15 protein-coding genes and 1 tRNA gene are annotated in these 17015 nt (G+C 47.1%); 14 read left to right on the top strand and 2 right to left on the bottom strand.

Going from position 1 to position 17015, the window contains the following annotated elements; genetic code table 11:
• Positions 1 to 28 precede the first annotated feature (28 nt).
• Together L0156_10445 and L0156_10440 are read left to right on the top strand one after the other, a co-directional pair.
• Positions 29 to 101, top strand: a tRNA-Lys gene (locus tag L0156_10445).
• A gap of 162 nt (positions 102 to 263) precedes the next feature.
• The gene (locus L0156_10440; GenBank protein ID MCI0603419.1) at positions 264 to 1457 is read left to right on the top strand and encodes a site-specific integrase; all 1194 of its coding nucleotides are present in this window, start codon (positions 264 to 266) and stop codon (positions 1455 to 1457) included.
• 2 nt (positions 1458 to 1459) lie between these two features.
• Here the strand turns inward: L0156_10440 and L0156_10435 are convergent, their stop codons facing one another.
• A complete protein-coding gene (locus L0156_10435; protein MCI0603418.1) occupies positions 1460 to 1720 on the bottom strand; it encodes a helix-turn-helix domain-containing protein in 261 nt (86 codons plus the stop codon).
• Between the two features lie 727 nt (positions 1721 to 2447).
• On the opposite strand from L0156_10435, the gene L0156_10430 reads away from it, so the two are divergent.
• The 3 genes from L0156_10430 to L0156_10420 all read left to right on the top strand — a co-directional run bounded on the left by L0156_10430 (position 2448) and on the right by L0156_10420 (position 4411).
• Positions 2448 to 2741, top strand: coding sequence for a hypothetical protein (locus L0156_10430; protein MCI0603417.1), 294 nt, complete (start codon positions 2448 to 2450; stop codon positions 2739 to 2741).
• A 129-nt stretch (positions 2742 to 2870) separates the two neighbouring features.
• On the top strand, positions 2871 to 3728 hold the full coding sequence (locus L0156_10425; GenBank protein MCI0603416.1) for a hypothetical protein: 858 nt from the start codon (positions 2871 to 2873) through the stop codon (positions 3726 to 3728).
• Positions 3729 to 3739: 11 nt separating this feature from the next.
• Positions 3740 to 4411, top strand: a complete 672-nt coding sequence (locus tag L0156_10420; GenBank protein MCI0603415.1) for an AbiV family abortive infection protein — start codon at positions 3740 to 3742, stop codon at positions 4409 to 4411.
• A 153-nt stretch (positions 4412 to 4564) separates the two neighbouring features.
• On the opposite strand, the gene L0156_10415 is transcribed toward L0156_10420, so the two are convergent.
• Positions 4565 to 5422, bottom strand: a complete 858-nt coding sequence (locus L0156_10415; protein MCI0603414.1) for a TIR domain-containing protein — start codon at positions 5420 to 5422, stop codon at positions 4565 to 4567.
• Positions 5423 to 5473: 51 nt separating this feature from the next.
• On the opposite strand from L0156_10415, the gene L0156_10410 reads away from it, so the two are divergent.
• The 9 genes from L0156_10410 to L0156_10370 all read left to right on the top strand — a co-directional run bounded on the left by L0156_10410 (position 5474) and on the right by L0156_10370 (position 16937).
• Positions 5474 to 5680, top strand: a complete 207-nt coding sequence (locus L0156_10410) for a hypothetical protein (GenBank protein ID MCI0603413.1) — start codon at positions 5474 to 5476, stop codon at positions 5678 to 5680.
• Positions 5681 to 6311: 631 nt separating this feature from the next.
• The gene (locus L0156_10405) at positions 6312 to 6713 is read left to right on the top strand and encodes a hypothetical protein (GenBank protein ID MCI0603412.1); all 402 of its coding nucleotides are present in this window, start codon (positions 6312 to 6314) and stop codon (positions 6711 to 6713) included.
• Positions 6714 to 6923: 210 nt separating this feature from the next.
• Positions 6924 to 8234 carry a type II secretion system F family protein gene (locus L0156_10400; GenBank protein MCI0603411.1) on the top strand — a complete coding sequence of 437 codons (1311 nt, stop codon included), beginning with the start codon at positions 6924 to 6926 and terminating at the stop codon, positions 8232 to 8234.
• A gap of 75 nt (positions 8235 to 8309) precedes the next feature.
• On the top strand, positions 8310 to 8747 hold the full coding sequence (locus L0156_10395) for a hypothetical protein (protein MCI0603410.1): 438 nt from the start codon (positions 8310 to 8312) through the stop codon (positions 8745 to 8747).
• 150 nt (positions 8748 to 8897) lie between these two features.
• Entirely contained in the window at positions 8898 to 11471 is a 2574-nt protein-coding gene (locus tag L0156_10390; GenBank protein MCI0603409.1) for a M12 family metallo-peptidase, read from the top strand.
• An 810-nt stretch (positions 11472 to 12281) separates the two neighbouring features.
• Entirely contained in the window at positions 12282 to 13469 is a 1188-nt protein-coding gene (locus tag L0156_10385; GenBank protein MCI0603408.1) for an ABC transporter substrate-binding protein, read from the top strand.
• 21 nt (positions 13470 to 13490) lie between these two features.
• Positions 13491 to 14363, top strand: a complete 873-nt coding sequence (locus tag L0156_10380; GenBank protein ID MCI0603407.1) for a branched-chain amino acid ABC transporter permease — start codon at positions 13491 to 13493, stop codon at positions 14361 to 14363.
• On the top strand, positions 14360 to 16195 hold the full coding sequence (locus L0156_10375) for a branched-chain amino acid ABC transporter ATP-binding protein/permease (GenBank protein MCI0603406.1): 1836 nt from the start codon (positions 14360 to 14362) through the stop codon (positions 16193 to 16195). Before L0156_10380 ends, L0156_10375 begins: the two co-directional genes overlap by 4 nt.
• A complete protein-coding gene (locus tag L0156_10370; GenBank protein MCI0603405.1) occupies positions 16182 to 16937 on the top strand; it encodes an ABC transporter ATP-binding protein in 756 nt (251 codons plus the stop codon). The genes L0156_10375 and L0156_10370 overlap by 14 nt, the downstream gene beginning before the upstream one ends.
• The last annotated feature ends 78 nt before the right edge of the window (positions 16938 to 17015 follow it).

Genomic DNA, 17015 nt, shown 5'->3' with positions numbered 1-17015 from the left:
GGCAGACGCGCGACGCGATAGACGCATTGAGCCGTTAGCTCAGGTGGTAGAGCATCTGCCTTTTAAGCAGAGGGTCGCTGGTTCGAGTCCAGCACGGCTCATTTTTCAACGCTCCTCGGAAAACTGCACAAATCACCTCGCCAAACGCAGAGTGAAAATCAAGTTAAAATTCCTGTTTGCATTTTCGTTTGCATTTTGTTAGTGTGGAAATAACAACCTGGCAGAGGGTCACCTGATTTTGGCCATCGGGGAATTGGAATAAAATGGGCGTTACAATTCGCAAGGACAAGCGCTACCGCAATCGATTTATTGTTGACATCAAAGCGTATGGCAGACGCAAAGCAAACAGCTTCCATAGCAGAGAAGAAGCGAGCGCATACGCCAGAGCGGCGAAGAAATTACTTGCCAAAGGGAAGTTCCAATTTGAAGAAACCGGAGATTATGACTCTGGAGATATTACTGTGGCTGAATATTACCAGCAGTTCAGGCAAGAATATCTTACAGCTGGAGTGCGGGAATCCACCAGGGTGAGCTACGATGGCAGCTTTGAGCTTCACATTCTGCCGGAACTTGGGAAAATCCCCCTGAGCGATCTTGAAAGAAAACGAGTGAAGAAGTTTGTCGGAACTCTTATTGCAAAAGGTCTTGCCAAAGCGTCGATCCGGATTGTACTTTCGGAACTCTGCGCAATGCTGAATCACGCGCTGGAAGATGAACTTATAGTAAGAAATCCTGCCATCAAGCTGCATCGCCTATACCGTGAAGTTCGCGGAAGAACAGATGAAGACGAAAATACTTTTGGGGGAGTTCATGAAGTACAAATCTACAATCGGCAGGAAGTGGAACTGTTTTTGAAAACGGTTTGGGAAAATTCACCAGACTACTTTGCGCTTTTCCTCTGTGCACTTCATACTGGAATGCGCTCAGCGGAAATCGCTGGTTTGCAATGGGGTGATATCGATTGGAATCAACGCCTGATGATTGTCAGAAGAATTGTAAACAACAGAGGGAAGGTTACACCAACAAAGACGAATCGAATCCGCACAATCGATATGTCGTCGGCGTTATTCAATGAACTGAAGGAACATCTGGAGAGACAGAAACTTAAATGGAGTGAAGACCGACTTCCTAAATGGGTATTTGCAAATCAAGATGGAAATCCGGTTGATATGAAGAATGTCTATCATCGGCACTATCTGAAAAATATTGAGAGAGCCGGTCTTCGCCGGATTCGATTTCATGATCTGCGGCACACGTTTGCGTCGATGCTGATTCAGCAAGGTGAGTCTCTTGCTTATGTAAAGGATCAGTTGGGACACAGCAGTATAACCTTGACCGTAAACACGTACACCCATCTGATTCCTGGCAGTAACCGCCAGGCAGTCGATAAGCTTCCGTCGTTCAAGAAGTCTGAAGAAAAGGGGAAAGTTCTTTCAGTTGTGAAAGGAAAAAAATAGACCTAACCCGTTTTCCGCAGTTCATCGATCACAAGTTTTGCTTTTTTGGAAATACTGTCAAGATCGATGCGCTGAACTTTGCTTTTAAAGATCCAAGCGTCAATTTCCGATTTTTTGAAAAGAACTTTTCCGCTTGGTTTGTAACGGCGTAAGTCTCTTGCGGAATCCAGCGTACGAACACTGAGGCCAGTATAGGTAGCGGCTTCCTTTTTGGTCATATACCGGTCCGAATCCAAAGACGTCAGCTCTTGGCGGGCAGCCATTTTACTTCTGTTTACTGATCGATCTGGTTGTTCCGAAAAGGGCTTTGCTGTCTTCACATCTTTTGTAAATTGCAAAGGGTTTGCCAAACGACTACGGTTCAGGTATTGAACGAAAATAGTCGATTCGTGCTCGATACTCTTGCAATTCGTTCCGGCAATGCCTAGATCATGAACGGGTGGAAGTCGAAAACCTTTCTTATCTGCACTAAAACTTTTCGACCTTTGAGTATTTTGAAGCAATTTTCTTCACCATTTCTTCTCGATTGGAGTTGTGCCTCCGAATGGCATGAGAACTGCATTATGACTGAATGGGCATGGTTTGCCCGATCGACACCAGACTTTCACTTTGGTAACTGGGGTTCAAATCCCCATGGGGACGCCTTAACCTCCTCGAGAGATCTTGGGTAAGCTTGGTTCAGATTGGTTATTTTTGTTCTTTTTCTAGCCTAGTTTTAGCCCAGTCAGAAATCCATTTTCACGGCATTTTCTGCATCCCAAACTGCCGAACCGCGGCGATCTTGCAAAATAGCGGATCGCAGTAAATACCTCAAAGTAAATTTGAGGCCCCCCAGGTCTTGGCAAGTAGCTTGCTTCCCATCTGTTTGGTCCCGGAATCTCGGGATCTGCTCTTTGAAATTTAGGGAAAGGGAAACAGCAAAACTGCATGAGCTATCCCTCCTGCTGGCCCGCACAAATTTGCATGTGCTTCCGGCAGGAGGGCATAGCTATGCAAGAGACAATCCGTTTCGCAAAAACGTTTCCTTGTTATGCGTGTAACCGGCTCGTAGTTGCTGGACAAACAACGATCAGTTGCAGCAATTGCCGCAGCAACGTAACACGCTTCTTGTTTGAAACGCGCGTGTCAGTTCGGGAAGGGAAGTTGGCTTCGTGTGTTGCGAAGCTCATGAACCTTCCTTTGCAAGACCGTGTAAGCGAAATCTGGAGGCTCATCCTCGCTTCGAAAGAAGGCGCCGCAACGCGTTACCTCCAAGGGTGGTACTCGCGACTTGTGGCTGCCTGATACGAAAGAAGGGGCGAGGGAACTGCTGCTTTCCCTTTCTCCTTCCTTTTATGTTGGGACCGATGATCATCAGTTAGGCCTGGGAAAAATGAGTTGAAGAACCGCGCCTGAAAATCGATGTTATCCACAATGCGGAAGACGGTTTATTTTGATTCCAACGTATTTGTGGATCTTCACAGCTTGAGAAACGGCATCACTCAGGACGGTCGGAAACTACTGGAAGCATCAGTTCGGAGCGGTAAGTTCGACATTGTGCCAAGCCTGCTAAATTTTGAGGAATCACTCCATTCCGGCTCTGAGACGTTTGATCCGACAGCGCGTTTCCAATTCATGTTGCGGATCACGAACTGGAATCGGATATTCAAAGGGCATAATGACCTCGTATACGATGAGATAAAAGCTTTCTGTTCCGGGGAGCAAATCCCTTCACCGTATATCGAGGACAGCAAACTCAAAGATCGAGTCATTTCTTTTCTGCATAATCCCAAACTCTTTACAAAAGACGAAGAATTTAAAAATCTGATGCAGGAAGCGCGAGCAGAAAAGATCGGTTTTATGAATCATTCAAAAGAGATACTCAAAAACTTTGTGGCGGGCAAGAAAAAAGCAATCAGCGCTGGAGAAAAGACGGAAAAGGAATTTGAAGAATTGTACGACCATTTTCTGGAGTACAATTCAGAGGGTATCCTTACGCGGTATGACCTTTTGAACGAATGCAACGCAAAAGATGGAATACCAGATCTTTTGAAGCATTCCCCTCGTCTCAAAGCCGTGCTCGCGTACAGTTACTCCCTTGTATATGGGGAAATGTTTGAAGCTCTCCAGCCGGTATCCGGAGACAGAACCGATATCCAGCACGCGATTTACGCGTCATGTGCTGAAAATTTTGTAACGCATGATGAAAATTTCAATCGTCTGATATCACGCATTCCAGACCTAACCGTTAAAGTTTTTGGGGCGCTGAAGGATTTTCTTCAAAACATTTAGAAGGAATAACGATGGCCAATCAAAGGAATGTTTCCGAATTGACTCTTCTTCAGGGTGCATTCCATGCGATGCGGAATGCCGGCCTTCTTCTTACGAGTGCGGCGGCACTTTATGAAACGAAACAGTATTCCGGTTCACTCATTCTTGCATCCTTCAGCAGAGAAGAAATCGGTAAATCGGAAATCCTGATCGGCCTTCGGAAGAAAGCATTGAGTGGAGAGAATATCAGTGTGACGCAGGTTCGAAACGCCTCCGATAATCATGCATCAAAGATGATTGAAAGCAGGGCTGGCATACACACTCTCCTTTCCGGCACAGAACAAGAGAAATATGGAAAGGCTCTAGACCCGAGTACGGTTGATTGGAACAATCCGGAGGAGCGGGCTCTTTACGCTGAGTGGTTTCAAGCAATCACGGAACGCGCTGAGCTGGTCAAAGAAAAGGCCTCCGGCCAGATGTATAAGAAGAGAGTGAGCCTCCTATACGTCGATTTGAATGAGGACGGAGAAACATGGAACTTACCCGAAGAGGTTACGGCAGGAACGGCATGCTACTTCATAAGCATGGTCGCAGCTGACTATAACCTGCGCTCCAACAAACTACGAAACGAATATGGAGCGCAATGGAAGGATCATCCAGAATTCCCTGAGGCCGTATACCTTAAACCGCCACTACCCAAATAAGGGTCTTTCTTTGCTTAACTCGCCGATCTGGCGTTATTTGGAGATTGAACAACGAGCTTTTCAGTCGCTGATTTGTCAGCCATCCTTGCCGCCATTCGCCATCTTTGGATACACAGGGATGAATAGTGTTGTAACTGCGGTCAGGCTGAAGTTTCAGGAATTCAATTTCTTGATCAGCAGTTCGGCTATTTTGTCGATGCCTTTATCAAGTGGAAGATAGCCAATTGTAGGAGGCATTCCATCAAGCTCGGCGTCATCTACTTTTATAGGCAAAATATATTCCTTGCCTTTTTCATTTAGTGCACGCGCCTGAGCGCTTTGTCTTTCATGATCGGTCCAGATTCGTTCTTTGTAATCTTTTGAAACAAAAATCACGCAAAAACGAGCACGCTTCCTGAAAATCTCGTCAAACGTGTCGAAGAGATTCTTTCCCCAAAGGTATTCCGTATAGAAATCGTCATAAAATACTGCAAAACCGGCATCTCTCAGCATAGTGGCCAATCTTTCGGCATGTTCGCGTTCAGTCGCAGCGAAGGAAATAGCAACGTCGAATTGATTCAGGTCTTGTGTTTTGGTCTTGGACTTTGGGCGTACAGTTTTTTTCTCAAGATCTCTGTTAAGTCGTACTTCGGGTTTTGGAAATGGCAAGAAAGTTAAGCCGACTTTTTCAATCTCTGCATTGGCAGTTAGCAACCTTTGCACTCCCGGTGAAAAGTATTGTGCATGCGAATCGAACCATCCGTGGGCGTTCTGAGCATTGCTATCCCAAGGAGCATCTCCTCTGGACTTAAAGGCAATAGATCGCCAATCACACGATTCGAAATCGTATTCCGGACATTGCGGAAAATGTTGCATTCCAAGAAACTGAAAGGCACTCTGAAGTTCTGAGGACATTGGCGGATGCTTCGGGCCGTAATGTATTACCCATCCTTTCTCATATCCGGTTTCAAGCCAGGTAAACTTGTATTGAAAAACCTCATCTTCAGATTGCTTCATGAATTTGGTTGTCATCGCAGTATGACCATCACCGGACATTTGGCGGTCGTGGCGACCACCACTTGAATGGCGCCCGAAGAAGTATCCCCAACCCTCGGGCTGGGCAAAAAAGAATCCGCATCTTTGGAGGTCACCCTGCGCAGCCGTTACGTTGTGAAATGCGCCATCGAAAACAACTGCGAACGTATTAATGTCAAAATTCAGATCAACCCAACGGGAATAACATTCCTGGCCGCCAAAAAATGGACAGACGCTGCGGGTAAACCCAAGTGACTCAGGAAATCCGTGAGTTGATATCCGGATAAACCGTAAGATCGAGGCGAAGCATGTAGACTCCAGCCGATATCGTCCTTGCTCCATTGAAGTTTTGCCACAACGAAATTGACACCCCCAGATGCAGTTTCTCCTAGAATCTCTGTCTTTAACGCTCGATGAAGATCTCTATCATTCATATGTGTTTGAGTACGACCCGTTTCTTCAAATCAAGTATAGCGGAGAACGAAATCGCCATAACTATAATAACAAACGAAACACATGTTAATCGCGGCAGACTTTCATTTTTCTCTTATCTCCTCTTTAGATTTTCCTCAATTTCGTTTGACAGCGAGGGAACTGCTGCTTTCCCTTTCTCCTTCCTTTATACTTGGAACAGATGATCATCAGCCAGGACCTGGTAACTTGCGCCTGTGCGCGGATGCGCACGGAAATGCACTCCATCGGGAACTCTCGTTTTCGCTGTCCGCTTTGCGGCTTGACCATCCGACTCCAGATCAAGATTGCGCCGGAGAAATGGTATCGGAACGAGTGTGGGGATACATCTCCTGATCATCCGTTCTGTGAAACCTGTGACTCCCGAATGCATTATTCAGGCCCTGGATACGACTTTCACGCGGACTCATATTTCATGGATTGCGCGTTTTACTGCCAGCGCAACGATAGTCACGTTGTTGGTGCCTATTTTAAACTCATCTCCAACGAAGACTGGGACACAGCCAAAGAATCTGCAACTCAAAACCTGATTGATTTGGCGCTGGACAGCGTATTATTCGATGTTCCAAGCGCTGCGGATAAAGCTGAACTCATTAGCGCGACGCCCGATGGCGGAATTCTGGTAGACATTTCCAAACTGAGCGAAGAGCACAAACAGGATGTTGCAGATGCGTGCAAATATTATGAACATGCAGGCCTCTTAATCAATTTAACGATATCTGAAAATAAGATCGGTTTTGTTCCGGATAAGAGATTGTCAGACAGTCTTCACAAAGCTAGACTCGCCACGATTCATAAGACCCATTTAGATCAATAAACTCTGGATTCATTCCGCCAGCGACAGGAAGTCCCATCCTGCATTCAACAAAACAATTTGGCATAGCTCTTGCTCCGCCATTTTGCTTCGCATGAATGGGAATCAGGAGCTGAAGAGATCCGTTAAGCGGGATATATGCAAATTGGGATGCCGGTATCTCAAAAACGAGATACGGCTTATTGAGAAATAAATACCAGAGGAGTTGGGCTTATGCAGGGGACGATCGAGACAGCAAAAAGGACTTTGAAGGGTTTTATTGGCGAACTTCCTTTTCCTTTCAAGAAAACCGAACAACAAACGCAGGCTCTTCCCACACTGACATTATTTAAGGCGATTGTCGAACCCTATACAAAGAAAGGAGAGCGGCAGGAACTTCATGTTCAGGCAACCACGGTTGAACACGCACAAAAGATTTTTCATAAACGTGGCCTTCGCGTAATCAGCGTCCGCGCATTGCGGGATAACACTCCCGTAACGGGAGCGGGAAAAGTATCCAATCTGGAGCTTGCGATTTTCTGCAAGCAGTTCGGTCAGCAATTGGATTCCGGAATGGTTCCGATCGAAGCAATCGAAAATATTCTGGAAGAAAGCGAAAACAAAAATTTCCGGCAGGCACTTTCAATCATCATGAAGGATCTCCAAAAAGGTATGACTGTTTCAGAAGCCTTCAGCAGGCATCCTGGTGTATTCGATCCAGTTTTTCTTGCGCTCGTGCAATCAGGAGAAGAAGCCGGAAAGCTTCCCGAAATGATGGAAGTCTTATACCGCAGAGCTGAAAGCGCGGGGAACCTTCAGCGCACGCTGAAACAGGCGATGATTTATCCCGCGATTTTGATTCTTGTCGGATCACTTGTGCTACTGGTTATTTACTGGAAGGTAATGCCGACCTTTGCAAGCATGTATGCCGAACTTGGTGCACAGCTCCCGTTGATGACCAGAATCACCATGGGCATATCGAAGTTTATTGCGCGCTGGATCGTTCTGATCGCAGCAGGAGTAACAGCTGGCGTGTTTGCCTTTCGGCGATACTGTCGCACCGAAAAAGGAAAGCGAGTGATCGAGCGATATCTCTGCAAATGGCGATTGCTTCGCGAAATCATGGAAAAGTCATCACTTGCGCTCGTTTCGCGCAGCATGGGAACGCTCGTAAGCGCCGGCCAGACATTTCATAGATCTCTGGAGCTTGGAGCAAAGTCCGCAAGTCTGATGAAGCACAAGGAAGCGCTCTTGGGCATGATCGAACCGATACGAAAAGGAATGGGTCTGGAGGAAGCGATAGAACAGCATTACGCGTTCCGGCAGTTCTTCAAAACCAGCGTAAAGGTCGGGGCCAAGACCGGCAGGATGGAAGAGATGCTCCAGAACGTTGCACAAATGTATGAAGCAGAAGTGGAAGCGCGCATCAAGCAGTTCTCTGCAGTCATTGAGCCCGCGATCATTGTTGTCATCGGGCTTCTGGTCGGATTCACGGTCGTCAGCCTGTACAGCCCGTTGTTCAACTTGATCAACATGATCGACTAAAAAAAAAAAATAAAAAACAAACAAGAAGAAAAAGAAGAACCATAAAATGCTCACCAAAAAAGAAGAGAAAAAATCATGAGATTTTATTACACGACCGGTTCGACATTTGAGAAGGATGAGCTGCCGCAGAGATTAGGTGTCTTCAAAACTTTCCGTGCTGCGGAATCGGCTGCGCGTCAGCTCCTGATATCAGAGCCCTCAGGGGTCATCTATCTTTATCTGCCAGCTTCAAACTGTGGCACTTCACCTCCGCCAATGGAGTTTGTGGGATGGCGCGCCCGCTACTGTTTGGTGCGCATCGTAACATCTCTCGCTCCTCGCCGAAAGGGAACACCGCTTCTATTGGGTAGCTTTGGTGTGTTCGATGAAGTGAGAGATGAGGCCGTAGATCGCTTTCGTATCAATCTGACTGATTCATCGTCTGCCGTGAAAGAAGAATCAGTTCTTGTGGATCGTGACTCGCTTGCGGATTCGCGAGACGCAGAGCCTTCGTTGAGTTTGGCGCAAGTGTGAATCATTTCAGTGTCAAAGGTCGATCTTGTTGAAGTTGTCGTGCGAGAGAAATTGCGAAGACTTCGTGAAACGAAAAGAAAGTCTCGCAAACGAAGGTGAGTAAAGGAAAGGAATGGTTAGTCCTTACAGCAAGAATAGGATGCGAAACGCATGAGAAACCTGATTCAGCTCACAATTATTTTGGTTCTCACGATCATTTGCCTGCCATGCTGGTCAAGTAATGCAAACTCGGGCACGCAAGTTCTGTTTGAACCGGACAGCGCTTCCCGGTCAGCTCTTGATGCTAGCGAACGAAGTAATCCCATGATACTTCGCCATCGGTTTGCTATCTTAAAGGCGGACCGGTTATTAGCCGGATCAGAGCCGGCGAAGACCATTGATCTCCCGTTTTTCAGGGATGCATCATTCCTTTCCGTCAACACGAAATTCTACCGCCGCTCACAATCCAGCTTTACCTGGATTGGATATGTCCCAGAAGCGAGATTCAGCCTGGTTGTTCTTGTCGTAGAAGGCAGTGTCGCTGAAGGTCACGTGAATGTGAGCGGTCGAATGTATCAGATCCATCGTGTTACTGACGGCCTTTATGTAATTCGCGAACTCAATCAACAACATTGGCGCAGGCATAATGACGTTCCAGACCGGTTGCAATCACGCGAGCAATCTACTTCACGCGATTTGTCGTCTTTTCAGGAAGCTGCATCCGCGTCAACGATCGACATAATGATTGTCTACACAGCTGCTCGCGCTAACGGCTCTATTAACAGCGAAATTCACAATGCAGTTGCAACCGCAAATCGAATCTTCTCTGATAGCCAGGTCAATGCACAACTTCGGCTTGTTTACTCAGGACAAACGAGCATCACTGAATCGGGTTCCGTTGACACAGATTTACAGCACCTATCAAACAACTCTCAGATAGCTGCGCTGCGAGATCAGTATAGTGCTGATCTCGTCAGCATGTGGGTCAAGGATGCAAACGGATGCGGAAAGGCAAATCAGGTCGGTCCCTTTAGCGTGGTGGTTGAGCAGGGATGCGTCACTCCTTACGATTTCACGCATGAAGTCGGCCACTGCCTCGGAGGCAATCATGACAAGTATGTGAATCCTGGTTCAAATCCATTTCCTTACAGCCATGGTCTTGTTCATCTGGAGTTCATCGATCCGGTATGCAACGGCGGGTGGTACACGATTATGGCGTATCCCGATGAATGCCAGGATAAGGGAATTTTGTGCTGCCAGATCACTTATTTTAGCAACCCGAACATTAACAACAATGGCGATCCTACTGGAATTCCTGATGAAGCGGATAATCACCGTGCTCTAAATTACGAAGCGCCTATTGCGGCCGGATGGAAACAACCGCCCAGCTGTAGTTCTTCTGGTGTTCCATCTCCAGTAAGTCCAGCGAATGGATCCACAGGTATTTCAACCACTGCAACTTTGGATTGGTCGGCCGCTTCCAACGCGACAAGTTACAGAGTCGAAGTAGCAACGGATTCTTCATTTAACAATATTGTTCGTTCGCAAAGCACCACAGGAACGTCCTGGGCAATCACCCCGGGGCTTGCGACTGGCACAACCTACTGGTGGCATGTGCGCGGCGAAAATTCCTGCTCGCAAAGCGCTTTCAGTCAGACATGGACTTTTCAGACAAAGCAGTGCAGCACTCCCGCTGCTCCTGCGCTTGTCAGTCCTGCTAATGGTGCTGCGGGTACAACAACTGCACCCGCACTCGATTGGTCGGCTTCAACGGGCGCAACCTCATATTATGTTCAAGTTGCAGGCGATACGTCATTTGGGAACGTCGTTCGTGCGCAGACTGTCAGTGGCACAACTTGGACTATTTCTCCTTCTCTTGCGAATGCAACCAACTACTGGTGGCGAGTTCGTGCAGAAAACAGTTGCGTCAACGGGAGCTTTACGCAAGCCTGGAATTTCCAAACAAAATCTGCCGGCTGTACGCTCCCATCCGTTCCTTCGCTTATCAGCCCTTCCAATGGGTCTACTGGTATCTCTACCAGTGCAACACTGAAATGGACTTCCGCTTCCGGTGCAACGTCCTACGAGATTCAAGTTGCCGCCGACTCAGCTTTTTCAAATTTCGTGAGATCTGCTAAGACATCGGGAACATCCTGGACTGTTTCGCCGGGCCTTACGCCCGGAAAATATTACTGGAGAGTGCGTGGAACGAATTCCTGCGGCAAAAGCGCCTACAGTTCCGAATGGAATTTCACAACGACATGCGGAATCACGTCACAATTGTTGAAGAATCCGGGCCTTGAAAGCGGCAACGTAAAGTGGTCCGTCAAATCATCAGGCATTATCAACAGTGGCGTGAAATATCCGGCAAGGCGCGGAAGCTGGAAGGCGCAGCTCAACGGAAAAGGGACATCCAGCACCAGCTGGCTCTATCAGCAGATCACGATCCCATCAAACGCCTGCAACGCAACCCTGAGCTTCTATTTACAAGTTGTTACAGCAGAAACAACCACCACAAATTCGAACGACAAATTGAAAGTCCAGATCCTGAACAGGTCGGGAAATCTGCTGAAAACCTTGCGTATATACAGCAACCTGAATAAATCATCCACTTATGCAAAGAAATCCTTTGACCTTTCAGGCTTCAAAGGGCAAACGATTCGCATCCGGTTTTACGGCAGCGAAAATGGCTCCAAGCAGACAACGTTCTTGATCGACGACGCGGTGATAGTGACTAAAAAATAACTTTGGACGGAATGACAGTTCCGATCCCTACACAAATCATCAATCTAGTTCTGCAGCCTTTCCAAGAGCTTTTGACGAAAATTGAACGGAATTATGGACGGGACGTTATTTCGATTTGTGTAAACGAGAGTGGTCTGACCTTCCGCAACAAGGTTTCTCTCGGAATTATGTATTCGATAGCCGAATTGGAAGCTTGTTTTGCCGACCTTTGTAACGCGTGTTTCCACATCAATAATATCTGGAAACTGTATTGCCCTCTTATAATCGCACTGGGCTGAGACAATGGCCAATTTTTCCCAAATTTTCCCGGCGTGCTCGGCGTTCCCGACAATAGAAAGCAACAAATCTAATCTTCCAACCTCGAAGTAGGTGAAGAATTGGCCATGGTAGACGATCCCCTGTGCGTCCGTTTCTGAATACCTCACGCGAATATGAGATAGCGTTCCCGATGGGACTTTTGAGGGGGAATCTAGAGGCTCTTTATTGATAGCTTTGTTTTTCAAATGAAGCTCTTCGATTCTGTCGATTTTGGCGAATTCTTAGGATACCAGTAAGCCGAAGTCATTTCCATAATGTTGCCGACATAGAGAATCTTGGAGTGAATCAATGAATCTGCAAGAATCCGGCTTCTGAATTGACAGGTGGGTTGCCGCTAACAATTTACAAATGAATAGCTTATCTTTGCTTTTGTGTGTATAGATTACCCAAATAGAATTTGGTTCGAGGAACCCCCAATTCGCAAATTCTTTGCGCTGGAATCGGTTAGTTTCTCATTGTGGCTAACTCCAAATAACTCTATATCAGAGGATAGTGTATCGAGATAACTTATCTGGAGGGTTCAATATGAAGTCCCGTCGCTTCACAGTTCAGCTTTTGCTTCCCTTTCTCATCCTGTTTTTCTTTGGTTGTCGCGAGAACCGACAAGTCGAGAAAGCTCAAAATGCTCCTATCTCGATAGGCATGGCAGCACCTTTAACTGGAAATGGGGCCTCTTTTGGTCTGAGTCAAAGAGATGGAGTTATGCTCGCAATCGCTGAAATTAACCAGGCTGGAGGAATAAACGGAAGAAGAGTGGAGCTCATAGTGGAGGACACCAAAACTGAACCTCCAGTAGCAGTAACTGCAGTGAATAAGTTGATTTATCAGTACAAAGTTCCCGTGATCATTGGGTCGGCGGCTAGCTTGGATGTTCCCGCGTACATGGATATTCTTGAAAAAGTTCATGTCCCTCAGATATTACCGGTTGCAGTCCTCCCAAAGATCACCGAGGGCAATGCCAAATGGACCTTCCGAAGCGCGATGAATGACAAGATAGCGGCGACGAAAATGGCTGAGTTTGTGGGAAACACGCTTCGCGCCGAGAAAGTCGCCCTTCTGATTGAAGACAGCGCTTTTGGTAACACCGGGCTTATTTTTGCCGAACGGTTAAGAGAATTGGGATTGCCGCCGGTTACTGTAGAGAAATTTAAACGCGGTGATCTAGATATGAGTGCGCAACTGATCAAGATTCGGAATCTCAACGCAACGCATATTCAGTTTTGGGGATACTACGCAGATTTTGCTCAAGTTGCACGACAAATGAAAGACCTCAACAAACATGTCGTATTAATGGGAAATCAGGCGCCGGTGACGGACAAGACAATCGAACTCGGGGGTTTAGCAGTGGAGGGTGCAATCAATATTTGTCTCTTTGTACCCACATCACGTGACCCCAGAGTACAGGCTTTTGCACAAAAGTTTAAGGCAAAAACCGGCAAGCTGCCCGACACCTGGGCAGCCCAAAGTTATGATGGAATGTACATCCTTGCTGAGGTTCTGAAAAAAGCTGGAACTGACTCTCAGAAGATTCGAGATTCATTGGCTGCCGTCAAGGATTTCAAGGGAATTACAGGTACCATAACTTTCAACACACGGGGAGACGCCGAGTTCCGTGGGACTTCTGTGGTCACCGTAAAGAATGGTCGCTTCGTCCCTTTTGAAGAGAACCGTCAATTGTAGGAATGCCTCTACTAAAACACTATGTTGCTTCAACAGATTATCAGTGGGCTTGCTAACGGTTTCGTCTATGCATTGCTTGCACTTGGTTTTGCTGCTGTTTATCGATCGATGGGGCTGATTAATTTTGCGCAGGGAGATCTTTTTATGGCTGGGGCCTTCGTTGGGCTCTTGTTGTCCAGCATCTTGTCCCTGAGTTTTTTCCCACTGTTGTTATTGACTTGCTTGCTTTGCTTTTGTCTCGGTGTCGTTTATGAGAAGCTGACATTGTCCCCGCTACGTTCTTCTGCTCCAGATATCAATCTGATGATCCGGACTATTGGGCTTTCTGTTGCGCTTCAGGGCGTGGCATTGTCAATTTGGGGGACTGAGGAATATCGTTTTCCTCAGCTTATCCCCATAAACACGTTTGTATTTAAAGGAGTGACTGTTCAGATTCACTTGTTTTATGTTGGTGGTGCCGCCGTAACTTTGATGGCGCTTTTTGGCATTTTCCTCAAATATACGCATTTGGGATTGAGTATGAGGGCTGCTTCCCAGGATTCTTTGGGTGCCCAGATTGTTGGAGTAAACGTGGATACCGTCAGAGCTTTTGCATTCGGAACAAGCTCTGCACTGGGCGCGGCTTCTGCTGTGTTGATTTCACCAATATGGTATGTGACTTATAACATGGGTGTAATGATGGGTTTGAAGGGCTTTACAGCCGCCGTTCTTGGGAGCTTTGGGGACTTTAAAGGTGCAGTTATCGGTGGCCTTTTTTTGGGAATTGTGGAGAATCTGGGCGCAGCCTACATCTCCTCCTCTTGGAAAGACGGCATTGTTTTTGGCCTATTGGTGCTGGTTTTGGCGCTGAGGCCTCAGGGGATCTTTGGTAGGGCCCGGAAAGTCAGAATATGAATAAAAACTGGAAGCTAAAAGCTACGGCCAGACGCCTAGCTCCATATGCAATGACTGGTTTATTTTTTTTCGGACTGGTGATCGCGTGGTTCCTTCCCAACCCATTTGTCCTACGGGTCATAGTACTTACCGCCATTAGCGCGATCGCTTTGTTCGGTCTGAACTTCGTTACAGGTCTAACTGGTCAGGTGTCTCTTTGTCAGGCAGCTCTATGCGGGGCAGGCGCCTATTTTTCGGGGATTCTAGGCGTCAGATTCGGTTTTCCTTTTTGGTTCTCTTTACCTTTGGCGTGTCTCCTGACCGGTCTGTTGGGTTTCGTCTTAAGCGTTTGCACGGTAAAAATGCGTGCATACTATCTCTCTCTGGCTACAATCGGTTTTGGAGAAATACTTGCGAACTTCTATCGAACCGCTGAAAGCTGGACTGGCGGCGCGAACGGACTCTCAGGGATTCCTGCACCGGTGCTAGGCTCCTGGACGTTTGACAATCCAAAGAACTACCTGCTCATTGCATTCACTTTGATGTATTTGGGATTCATTGCAATCTCCCGAATTGTCCGTTCTCACGTTGGAATAACCTTGGTTGCTTTACGCGACAATGAGATTGCCGCTGCGTCGATAGGAGTCAACACAGTTCGATTAAAGATATTCGCTTTCGTCATTGGTGCCATGTACGCTGGTGCAAGCGGTGCTCTTTATGCACACTTCGATGGTTTCATAGGCCCGGAATCCTTCTCAACCGTCCAATCGATCCTCTATCTTTGTGTTTCAGTCGTTGGAGGATTGGGACGCCCTGTTGGATCAATCATTGGGGCTCTTATTCTTGTCATTGGTCAAGAGTATTTTCGAAGCTATTCGCAGTATCAGGTTTTACTGTTCGGTATTTTGGTCATTGTCATCATGATTTTTGCGCCGCGCGGAATTGCTGGGATTTTCAGAGGCCGCCGCTCTCGTGCGGATGAAAAGGAAACGCCCGTCAGACCCTCCAAGTGGTCCATTGCTGATCATTCTTTAATTAGTGCTCCACTCAGGGATACTGTGCTTGAGGCAAGGGATCTTCGCATGCACTTTGGAGGGATAACTGCACTTGACGATATTTCGTTCGATGTCTTTCGTGGTGAAATTCTTTGCATAATTGGTCCAAACGGCGCCGGAAAGACAACCCTTCTTAATGTTATTGGCGGTGAGATCCGACCGGATTCGGGAACAGTCTTGTCTCGCGGGAGAGCCGGCGAGATTATTCGTCTCGTTAACCTACCAATACACTCCATTGCTCGGCACGGCATGACGAGGACTTTCCAAACTAGTCAGCTTTTCCCAGACTTAACTGTCGTCGAAAATATTATAGTCGGGTTCAATGCAAGATCCGCGAGCGGTCCATCGATTATTGATGCGTTTTTTCGTCCTTGGGAATCATCTAGGCGCGAGCGTTCTTATATGAGGTTTGCAATGCGCCTGGCGCGTTCGATGGGACTCTGGAAACACAGAAACACACCCGCCAACCAATTGCCTTTCGGTTTAAGACGGATTCTAGAAATCGCGCGGTCGTTATCCTCTGAGCCGTTTATACTGCTCCTTGATGAACCGTCAGCTGGGATGAACGAGATAGAACGAAAACACTTATCTGAAGTATTAAAGACTGCGAATGCATCCGGGCTAACTATAATGTTGGTTGCTCATGATTTGAAATTGGTCCAAGATTTAGCAGACCGGGTGATCGTTCTGAATCAGGGGAAAATGATTTTCAGTGGCCCATCTGATGAGTTTCGCAATGACGCAAAAGTCGTTGCTGCGTATCTCGGTAATTTGGAGATGTCACATGTTCGAAATTAGAAGTTTGCATGCGGGTTACTCGGGGGTCGAGGTGCTGCATGGAATTAACCTTGTTGTGGAGAAGGAAGAAACGGTGTGCGTTCTTGGTGCTAACGGTGCCGGCAAGACGACCTTGCTCTTGGCAATATCAGGCATTGTACCAATAATTCGCGGTGAAATAGAATTTGAAGAAATTCCACTCCAAGGCCTACCCCCTGCCGCTATTGTTAAGAATGGCATAGCTCATGTACCTGAGGGCCGCCGCGTTTTTGAAGATCTCACCGTGGCCGAGAATTTGGCACTGGCCATGCGCCGCAGGGTCTCGAGTTTAACTCGTGTCGAGAAAGTAGAAAAAGTGCTCGACCTGTTTCCTATTTTGCGTGAACGTTACAATACATGGGCTAGCCTCCTCAGCGGAGGCGAACAGCAAATGCTTGCCATCGCCCGTGCTTTGGTCAGCGAACCTAAGTTGCTTTTGCTTGACGAACCGTTTCTGGGATTATCCCCAAAGGTTTCCGACGAAATTGCAAAAGTAATCCACCGAATCTCACATGAAGGTACTACGGTTCTCCTTGTTGAACAAAATACCGATCGAGCCATTGAACTTGCTAATCGCGCCTATGTCATGGAGACTGGGCGGATTGTTCTCAACGGCTCACCAGAAGCAGTTTTGCATGATCCGCGCTTTATTGAAGCGTATCTCGGATCTGATTTGGCCACAAATAGATCTTCTGTGAATGAAGAGCCGAAAGTGAACACATAGGAGTTGAAGAGAATGAAGTCGAAAGTGCTAATCGACTTGCGGCGAACTAAGGGTCGTGTGTGGGGTTCGAGTGGAATG

This window comes from bacterium (assembly GCA_022616075.1).
Classification (GTDB): Bacteria; Acidobacteriota; HRBIN11; order JAKEFK01; family JAKEFK01; genus JAKEFK01.
This window is presented reverse-complemented; position numbering and strand designations above follow the sequence as displayed.

Bases quoted from the DNA above. Each gene is read 5' to 3' on its own strand.
- L0156_10375 (MCI0603406.1), top strand. From the start codon at position 14,360: ATGAATAAAAACTGGAAGCTAAAAGCTACGGCCAGACGCCTAGCTCCA.
- L0156_10400 (MCI0603411.1), top strand. From the start codon at position 6,924: ATGCAGGGGACGATCGAGACAGCAAAAAGGACTTTGAAGGGTTTTATT.
- L0156_10420 (MCI0603415.1), top strand. From the start codon at position 3,740: ATGGCCAATCAAAGGAATGTTTCCGAATTGACTCTTCTTCAGGGTGCA.
- L0156_10390 (MCI0603409.1), top strand. From the start codon at position 8,898: ATGAGAAACCTGATTCAGCTCACAATTATTTTGGTTCTCACGATCATT.
- L0156_10395 (MCI0603410.1), top strand. From the start codon at position 8,310: ATGAGATTTTATTACACGACCGGTTCGACATTTGAGAAGGATGAGCTG.
- L0156_10405 (MCI0603412.1), top strand. From the start codon at position 6,312: ATGGATTGCGCGTTTTACTGCCAGCGCAACGATAGTCACGTTGTTGGT.
- L0156_10430 (MCI0603417.1), top strand. From the start codon at position 2,448: ATGCAAGAGACAATCCGTTTCGCAAAAACGTTTCCTTGTTATGCGTGT.
- L0156_10380 (MCI0603407.1), top strand. From the start codon at position 13,491: ATGTTGCTTCAACAGATTATCAGTGGGCTTGCTAACGGTTTCGTCTAT.
- L0156_10440 (MCI0603419.1), top strand. From the start codon at position 264: ATGGGCGTTACAATTCGCAAGGACAAGCGCTACCGCAATCGATTTATT.
- L0156_10415 (MCI0603414.1), bottom strand. From the start codon at position 5,422: ATGACAACCAAATTCATGAAGCAATCTGAAGATGAGGTTTTTCAATAC.
- L0156_10410 (MCI0603413.1), top strand. From the start codon at position 5,474: ATGGCGCCCGAAGAAGTATCCCCAACCCTCGGGCTGGGCAAAAAAGAA.
- L0156_10370 (MCI0603405.1), top strand. From the start codon at position 16,182: ATGTTCGAAATTAGAAGTTTGCATGCGGGTTACTCGGGGGTCGAGGTG.
- L0156_10435 (MCI0603418.1), bottom strand. From the start codon at position 1,720: ATGGCTGCCCGCCAAGAGCTGACGTCTTTGGATTCGGACCGGTATATG.
- L0156_10425 (MCI0603416.1), top strand. From the start codon at position 2,871: ATGCGGAAGACGGTTTATTTTGATTCCAACGTATTTGTGGATCTTCAC.